Genomic DNA, 7,663 nt, shown 5'->3' on the forward strand with positions numbered 1-7,663 from the left:
CCCGCACCCCGTGCGCCCCTCCAGCGCCTTCCGCCGGCGTGCACCCTCCCGGCCAGTCGTCCCCACTGCGTCGTGCCGGCCAGTCGGCCCTACTGCGTCGTGCAGCCCTTCTGCCCCACCGCCAGCGTCACGCACGCCGTCGCGTCGCCCGCGTCCTTCACGGCCACCATGGGGGTGTACGCGGTGGTGTCCCCGGCGGTGTCGATGACGGAGGTCTGCTTGGTCTTGCCGACGGTCACCTGGGCCTCGTCACCCTGAGTGGCGGCGGTGATACGAGCCCAGGCGGCCTTGCAGGTCTTGCTGTAGCGGACCTCGACCTGGGTCGTGCCCACGGTGACGCTGTCGGTGGTCTTCACGAGCTCCCCGCTGCACCCCATGGTCTCCGCGTCCTTGCCCGTGCAGCTGTCACCACTGCACTTGACGCCGGGCGGAAGGTCGGGGCTGGTACCGGTGGAGGTCGCGGGCGCGGACGGCTTGTCGTCCGCCGTCTTCTCGTCATCGCCTCCGGTGAGGAAGAAGAGGGCCGCCGCGGCCACGACGCCCGCGCCGACGACACCGGCGAGCAACATGGTCAGCCGCCGCTTCCCCGCCCCGCCGCCGGACGGACCGCTCACGCCCGGCCGGGCGTCCTGGGGGGTTCCTGCCGGACCGTACGCACCAGGCCCACCACCGGGACCGGGAGCACCGTAAGCGCCCGGAGCGCCCTGAGCTCCCGAGGAGCCGTGCGGGCCGGGCACTGCGGGCCCACCACCGGCGCGGGACGGTCCGGACGGGTCCGACGGCGAGGCCATGACGCCCCAACTGCCGCGACGGGCATCCCCGGCCCCTGCCCCTGCCCCTGTTCCGGCCTCACCGGCGTCTGCGGCAACTCCGCCCCGCGCGGGGACGTTCCGCCCGTCGTACGCCGTCGAGGCCCCGCCGTACGGCCTCCGCTCCTCGCCGGGCGCCGCCCCCTGCTGCGGAATCGCGGGCGGAACCGTGGGCGCCACACCCGCCGGGCCTGCCACACCCGGCGTCGCGGTCGCGCTGCGGCTCGTTCCGCCGCTCTTGCCCTTGGCGGGCGGCGGAGTCGCCGCGAGATCCCCGAGCGCGGCGCGCGCCTGGGAGATGCGTATGGCCTCCATCGTCATGTCATGGCGCATCTCCGAGCGGCTCCAGGCCCGCTCGGCCAGCTCCCACAGCGTGGTCAGGTGCACCGGGTTCGTCCCCGTCACCTCGGCCAGCGCGACGATCGCGCCCTTGGGCGCGAGAAGCCGGCCGTTCAGATAGCGGTCCCAGGACGTCTTGCTGTATCCCGTGCGGTCGGCCACCGCGGCGATGCTCAGTCCGCTGCGGTCGACGAGCTGCCGCAGCTGGCCGGCGAACTCCCTGACCTGCGGATCGAGTTCATCGGGCAATTCCCTCCAACGAGGCATTGCTCCACCTCTTCCCCCCCGAACGTGCCTGAACTTTCCCCGTACTGCTTCTCCCGCGCATGCTGCCCTTGCCGGGTCCGGGAGTCCGAACCAGGACGGCGTTCGCGACCGTTCCGAGACCGTTCCGAAGCGGTATCGACGTCTCGTTACGGCTCGTTCCGCCTCGTTCCGGACTACCCATGGGGATGCGCCCGGTCAGGATCTCAGTTCCCTGAGTGGGGGCGCGCAGGAGCATTCGGGCCGGGGGCATGCACCGTTGCACACCCCCTGGTCTGCGGTCCAGTGTCCCATCGCCATCCCGTCCCGCCTCCCGGGGATCAGGGGAATCACCAGCACCTGGGGAACATCGCTCCGGGGCGCCACCGACAGGGCCCCCTCACGCGAACGAGGGAACCGTCAGGCGGAGGTGACGGCCCCTATCAGCACGGTGGCGAGGAGAACGAGGACGGCGAGGGCCGCGTAGAGGGCGAGGCGGCCGGGCTGCCGGGGCCGCGGCTGGTCCTCCGGGGTGTCCCACCACGGGAGGGTGGGGTCGTCCTCGTATTGATCCCCCGAGTGCGCGGGAACCGCCTCGGATACGAGTGCGCCGTACTCGCGTACGGCCCCGTCGGAGACGGCTGTCGTGCCGGATGCGGCCGTCGCGTCGGGTGCGGCCGTCGGTGCGGGGCGCGGCCAGACCCGTACCGCCCGCTCCCAGCGGATCGCGAAGCGTTCGGCGTCCTCGCCGGCGACCCGGCACAGGGCGACGACCGCCTGGCGGGGCGGGGGCTGGTTCCCGTTGAGGTAGCGCTGCCACGAGGACTTGCTGTACGCGGTCCGCGCGCCGAGCGCGACGAGGCTGAGGCCGGTGCGGTCCTTGAGGAGCCGCAGCTGCTCCACGAAGTGCTTCGCCTCTGACGGAAGTTCGTCGGGCAGCGGCTGCCAGGCACCCATCGGTCGCCTCCTCGACGTCACGGGGTCTGAGCGAGTGACGATGCCACAGGGCGGAGCGGTTCCCGTCAGTGGGCCCCGGGGAGGGATGCGCACTCGGTAGCGGGGTGGGGACACCGTGGCGGAATGGTCACCTCCGTGCCACAGCGGACTGACAGGTGTTGAACAGCGTCTTCACCGTGCCTGAGTGTTGATGGTGACGGCGGCCCGTCCTTACTCGGGGGAGAGGACGGACCGCCGTTCCGCGTTCCGGTCCGCAAAGGGTTCTCTACGGCCCTACGAGTTCTCTACGGTCCTGCGACTTCACCGTCGTGGCCGTGTCGGGCGTCGGTGGGCATGTAGCCCAGGACGAACACGTTCGACGACCTTCGCGTGCCCGGCACCGTTCGGGGCACGCGGCTGAGCACGGTCCTGGCGACAGGACTCACTCCCGCTCAGTCTTCGGGAACGGTCACCAGACGAGCCCGCCGTCGACTCGGATGTTCTGACCCGTTATCCATCCGCCGTCCGGGCCGACCAGGAACGCCACCGTGTTCGCGATGTCGGTCGTCCTGCCCAGGGCGCCCAGCGGTGTCTGCTTGGCGACTTCCGCGCGTATCTCGTCAGTGGTGGCGCTCCGCAGCATCCCGTTCTCGCCGCTGTCCGTCGGGCCGGGGGACACCACGTTGACGGTGATTCCGCGCCCGCCCAGCTCCCGGGTGGCGATCCAGGTGAACTGTTCGAGCGCGGCCTTGCTCGCGGCGTACACGGCTTCCTGCAACCGCGGCCATCTGGTGGTGACCGTCGACAGGTTGACGATCCGCCCGCCGTCCGCCAGCCGGTCGGCGGCGTGCTGGATGGCGAAGAACGGCGCCCTGGCGTTGACGGCCATCTGCCGGTCGAAGTCCGCCTCGGTGGTTGAGCCGATCGGTGTGCGTACGAAAGTTCCGGCGTTGTTGACCAGGATGTCCAGCCGCGAGCCGAAATGCTTGTCCGCGGCCAGGAACAGCTGCTCGATCTGGTTCAGGTCGGTCAGCTCGGCACGTTCTGCCCACACCACGCCGCCCGCGGCGGTGACCTCGGCGACCGTTTCCCTCGCTGCGGTGTCGTCGCTGCCGTAGCTGAACACCACCGCCGCGCCGTCGGTGGCCAGCCGCCGCACGATCGCTCGGCCGATGCCACGTGACCCTCCGGTCACGATCGCGGTCCTGCCAGCCAGCGGGGTCGTCCGCTCAGTGCTCATAGCTTGCCGTTCCTCTCGGGGGTCTCGGCGCCCGGCACTGCCGATTACGGCATGTCGCCGAAGTGGGCGACAAGGACGGGCTGGTTACTTTGTGAGGTTCGCCGGGCGCCGACACCGCGTACTGCCGCATGAGGAAGTCGGCGAGTGCGCCTCCTCCGGCGTTGTCTCCGACTCGTCCGCCTCGCCACGTAGGACACGGTCTAAGTACATGAGTTACGTAGTTCCACAGATGTGCGCTGAGTAGGGGCGCCGCTACCACTGGTGCATGGCGATGGAAGGCAAGGAAAGAACCGGTCCGACCCGCCGGAGGCGTTCGCGTCCTCTCGCTTCCTGTCTCGGCGCCGCACTGATGGGGGGCGTCCTGCTGACATCCGGATGTTCGAGTGGCGAGGACAGCGCGTCGGCGAGCGAGGCGAGCGGTACGCCGACCGCCTCACCGACCAGCCCGGAGACCACGGCGGCGCCCTCTCCCACTCCCCCGTACCCCACGGGACCCGACGGCTGCCACCCCAACGAGGACTGGAGCACAGCCGAAAAGGCGGAGTGGGTGAAGCGCATGACGGACACCCCGAAGGACAACTACATAACAGGGGACGGCGTGGACATCACGAGCATCCCCGGCTACAACGGCCCGCTGTGCGAGAAGCTGACGATCCAGGTCGAGTTCTGGAAACTCGTCTACGGAGTGGCCCCCGACAAGTCGGGCCCCACCCTCTCCGACGGCAGGGCGCCCGACTACTACTTCTCCATCACGCCGGTCAAGCGCAGGGAACTCCGCGTGGACGCCGCCACCGACAAGGCCGTCGCCCTCCCTCCCGGCCTCTACGCGGAGGACCGGAGCCCCTGTGTGGGCGCCCTCGTCACCATCACGATCGGCAAGAGGCTGAAGGACAAGGAGCTGCCCAAGGAGATCGGAGTGACCGGATCGGTCTACGGGGACACGGAGGAAGTCGATTTCAGGACGAAACGGGTCGCCGACTACGAGCTGTCGCCGCCGAAGGCCCCGCGCGTGTGCAGCCCGGAGGGCGAGCCCACCGCCGATCCGAACGTGACACCCGTTCCGGGAGCCCTCCCGACCGACATCGCTCCCAGTCTCGACCTGGAGGACCTCATGCCCGATCCGAGCCCGTGAAGCCGGGGTCCGTGAAGCCGGGTTCCGTGAAGCCGGAGTCCGTGAGGCCGCGGCCGGCGGCACGGCGTCCGGCGCTGCGTACCACCAGTGACGCCAGGGCCGCGCGGGAGGGGACCCCGGTCTTGCGGAGGGCGCGGGAGACATGGGTCTCCACCGTGCGATGGCTGAGCACCAGCCGGTCGGCGATCGCACGGCTGGTGAGCCCCAGCGCCACCAGCTCGGCTATCTCCCGCTCCCGCGCGGTGAGCGTCGCCAGGGCGTCGGCGGGCCCGGCGGCCGTACGACGTGACGGTGAACCGGTGTCCGCGGGCGGCGCCGCGGGGCGGATCGCGTCGGCCAGCCCCAGCAGCAGGCCAGAGCCACCCGCGGCGGCCAGGTCCCTGCCCCTGAGCCAGGCGGCCCGGCCACGCTCCTCCCCACCCGTCGTCGTCCGCACAGAGGCTTCGAGCAGCAGCGACTGCGCCTCCCAGAAGTCGGCGCCGGACCGGGCGCTCTCCTCGGCGGCCCGGGCGAACAGGTCCGCGGCCGCGGCGGTGTCGCCCCGCTGGAGCGGCAGATGGGCGGAGCTGCGCAGCGCGGAGGACCGCTGGCTCGCCAGCCCCAGCTGCTGCGCCTCCTTGTGGGCGCGCTCGGCCCAGTGACGCGCGGCATCCGGATCACCGGTGGCCAGCGCGGCGGTGACCAGGATCTCCATGTACAGGGGGCGCAGGGAGGGCTGGAGCCGCACCAGATCGGGGCCGCCCGCCCGCAGGACCGCTTCCCTGGCGCGTACGGGGTCACCGGCGACGAGCGCGGCGTAGCCGAGCATGACCCAGGCCGTCGACGCCCACCAGTTGACCCGGGTACCGGCCGCGGCCACCGCCTCCTCGGCGACGGCCAGGGGCCGTGGGTCCCCCGGTGCGCACAGGGGGACCAGCGCCGCCGCCTTGCCGGCCAGGACGAACGACAGGAGCTGGTCGCTGCCGATGCCCCGGGCGATGTCCTCGGCCTCCTCGGCGAGTTCGAGGGCGGAGGGAAACCGGCAGGTCTGGACCCTGACATGGGACTTGCACAGCAGCAGGTGCGGCACCAGATAGACCTGGCCGCTGCGCCGTGCGACGGCGAGGCCCCGGTCGGTGTGGCGCTCCGCCTCGCCGTACTCCTCCAGGAACGCCTCGGCCCAGCCGAGCCTGGCCAGCGGCTCGCACAGTTCGGTGAGGTTCTCGTCGGGCAGGGCGTCCACGAGGGCGGCCGCCTGGCGCGCGAATCCGCTCGCCGCGGCCATGGCCCCCTCATAGGCCTCCCCGAGCGCACAGACCGCGAGCACACCGGCTTCCCTGACCTCGTCACCCAGCGAGCGGGCCGTGGCGAGGGCGTCCTTGACCTCACCGCGGACCTCCGCGTACGACGAGTCGGCCGCGTGCGGCGCCGCGGACCCCAGCTCCATACCGAGCAGCAGTGCGTCGGCCGGCTCCGGGCCACGCCCCAACTCGCGCCGCAGCAAGGCGAGTGCCTCCTGGGACCGCCCCAGATGACGCTCCATCAGCGCGCACAGTACGACGGCCGAGACCCGCACACCGCTGCCGGCACCCGCGCCGGAACCCAGGCGCGACGAGGGGTGAGCGGTGGCGATGACGTCCTGCAGCAGTTCCCGGCTCTCCCGCAGCCCGCCGCACGCCCCCAGCGCCCGCGCCCGTAACAACGTCAGCTCACATCGGCGGGCCTCGTGTTCGCGGGTGTGAGGGAGGTGCCGGAGGACCACGGCCAGCCAGTGGGCGCAACTCGCCGGAGCCACCGCCGCGGCCTGTGCGGCGGCCTCGATCAGCACCTCGACGGCCGCGGGGTCCCAGCCGGTCATGGACCGCTCGACATGGTGGGCCTGTTCGGCGGCGGGCGCACCCCTGCGCGCCAGCTCCGCCGCCGCCCGCGCGTGGAACTCGACGCGCCGCCAGGGAGGCGTGTCCTCGTGGACGACGGCCCGGAACACCGGATGCCGCAGCGCGAGCCGCCCGAGCGCGGCCGTCCGCAGCAGATCACGGCTCGTCAGGACCTCCAGGTCCGCGGTGACGTCGACCGCGGTGCGGCCCGTGGCGCAGGCGAGCATCGCGGGAGTCGCGTGGTCGCCCAGCGCCGCGACCGCCTCGACCAGGGTGCGCTGCCCCGGGGAGAGCGGCACCAGTTCGTCGAGCAGCAGCGCGCCGACACCTCGCGACAGGGGACCGGCGACCGGGGCCCCGGCACGGTGAGCCTGCAGCAGGGTCAGGAAGTACAGCGGATTGCCCCCACTGGCCGTGTACAGCGCCTCCGCCTCGCCCCGCGGCAGATCAGGGGTGATCTCCTCGACACAGGCACGCTCGTCCAGCGGGCCCACGGGCATCCCGAGCACCGCGCCCGTGTCGCCTCCACGGGCCAGCGTGGCCGTCAGGGACGACGGTGACTGACGTTCGCGACGCGTCCCGAACACCACGACGGAGGGGTGCGCGGGATGCCGTACGAGATGGTCCAGCAGCTCCATCGACGAATGGTCGGCCCAGTGGATGTCGTCCAGGGCGACCAGCAGGCCCCCGGCGGAGCCCAGATGGCGCAGCAGGGCCACGGTCGCGCGATGCAGGACGAAACGGTCCGCCGCGGCTCCCCCGCGGAGCAGCGGGGCCACGGTGCCGGCGTCCGGGAACCCCTCCCACGCGCGGGGCGGCAGATCGGCCAGGGCGTCGGTGAACATCTGGAACGGCAGATGCCGCTCGTACTCCGTGGCCCGTCCCCGCAGCACCGTCATGCCCTGCCGCCGGGCCCGTGCGCAGGCTTCGGCCAGCAGCCGGCTCTTGCCGATACCCGCCTCGCCGGTGATGTCGACGACCACCGGCGTCCCCGTCCCGGGCTCTCCAGGGGCCGCCGCGGCACGCCGGGCGCCGTCGAGGACCTCGTCCAGCACCGCGATCTCAGCCGATCTCCCGACCCAGCGCACTCCGTGGACCGCGCCCGCGC

The 7,663-nt window shown here is 72.2% G+C and carries 5 protein-coding genes; 1 reads left to right on the forward strand and 4 read right to left on the reverse strand.

What is annotated here, in order from left to right:
* Positions 1-89: 89 nt before the first annotated feature.
* From FNH04_RS37015 to FNH04_RS37025, 3 genes are all read right to left on the reverse strand, one after another.
* Entirely contained in the window at positions 90-1,415 is a 1,326-nt protein-coding gene (locus FNH04_RS37015) for a helix-turn-helix domain-containing protein (protein ID WP_194236935.1), read from the reverse strand.
* Positions 1,416-1,811: 396 nt separating this feature from the next.
* Positions 1,812-2,348: a helix-turn-helix domain-containing protein gene (locus FNH04_RS37020; protein ID WP_152790221.1), complete on the reverse strand. Its 537-nt coding sequence runs from the start codon at positions 2,346-2,348 to the stop codon at positions 1,812-1,814.
* 448 nt (positions 2,349-2,796) lie between these two features.
* Positions 2,797-3,567, reverse strand: coding sequence for an SDR family oxidoreductase (locus FNH04_RS37025; protein WP_152790222.1), 771 nt, complete (start codon positions 3,565-3,567; stop codon positions 2,797-2,799).
* A 349-nt stretch (positions 3,568-3,916) separates the two neighbouring features.
* Between FNH04_RS37025 and FNH04_RS37030 the strand changes: the two genes are divergently transcribed.
* Positions 3,917-4,699 carry a hypothetical protein gene (locus FNH04_RS37030; protein WP_152790223.1) on the forward strand — a complete coding sequence of 261 codons (783 nt, stop codon included), beginning with the start codon at positions 3,917-3,919 and terminating at the stop codon, positions 4,697-4,699.
* Here the strand turns inward: FNH04_RS37030 and FNH04_RS37035 are convergent.
* Positions 4,677-7,643, reverse strand: a complete 2,967-nt coding sequence (locus FNH04_RS37035) for a helix-turn-helix transcriptional regulator (protein ID WP_322724934.1) — start codon at positions 7,641-7,643, stop codon at positions 4,677-4,679. The genes FNH04_RS37030 and FNH04_RS37035 overlap by 23 nt on opposite strands.
* Between the last annotated feature and the right edge of the window lie 20 nt (positions 7,644-7,663).

It is taken from the genome of Streptomyces phyllanthi, from assembly GCF_009377205.1.
Lineage (GTDB): Bacteria > Actinomycetota > Actinomycetes > Streptomycetales > Streptomycetaceae > Streptomyces > Streptomyces phyllanthi.

Coding starts and splice junctions, on each gene's coding strand:
- FNH04_RS37030 (WP_152790223.1), top strand. CDS start 3,917: ATGGGGGGCGTCCTGCTGACATCCGGATGTTCGAGTGGCGAGGACAGC.
- FNH04_RS37015 (WP_194236935.1), bottom strand. CDS start 1,415: ATGCCTCGTTGGAGGGAATTGCCCGATGAACTCGATCCGCAGGTCAGG.
- FNH04_RS37020 (WP_152790221.1), bottom strand. CDS start 2,348: ATGGGTGCCTGGCAGCCGCTGCCCGACGAACTTCCGTCAGAGGCGAAG.
- FNH04_RS37025 (WP_152790222.1), bottom strand. CDS start 3,567: ATGAGCACTGAGCGGACGACCCCGCTGGCTGGCAGGACCGCGATCGTG.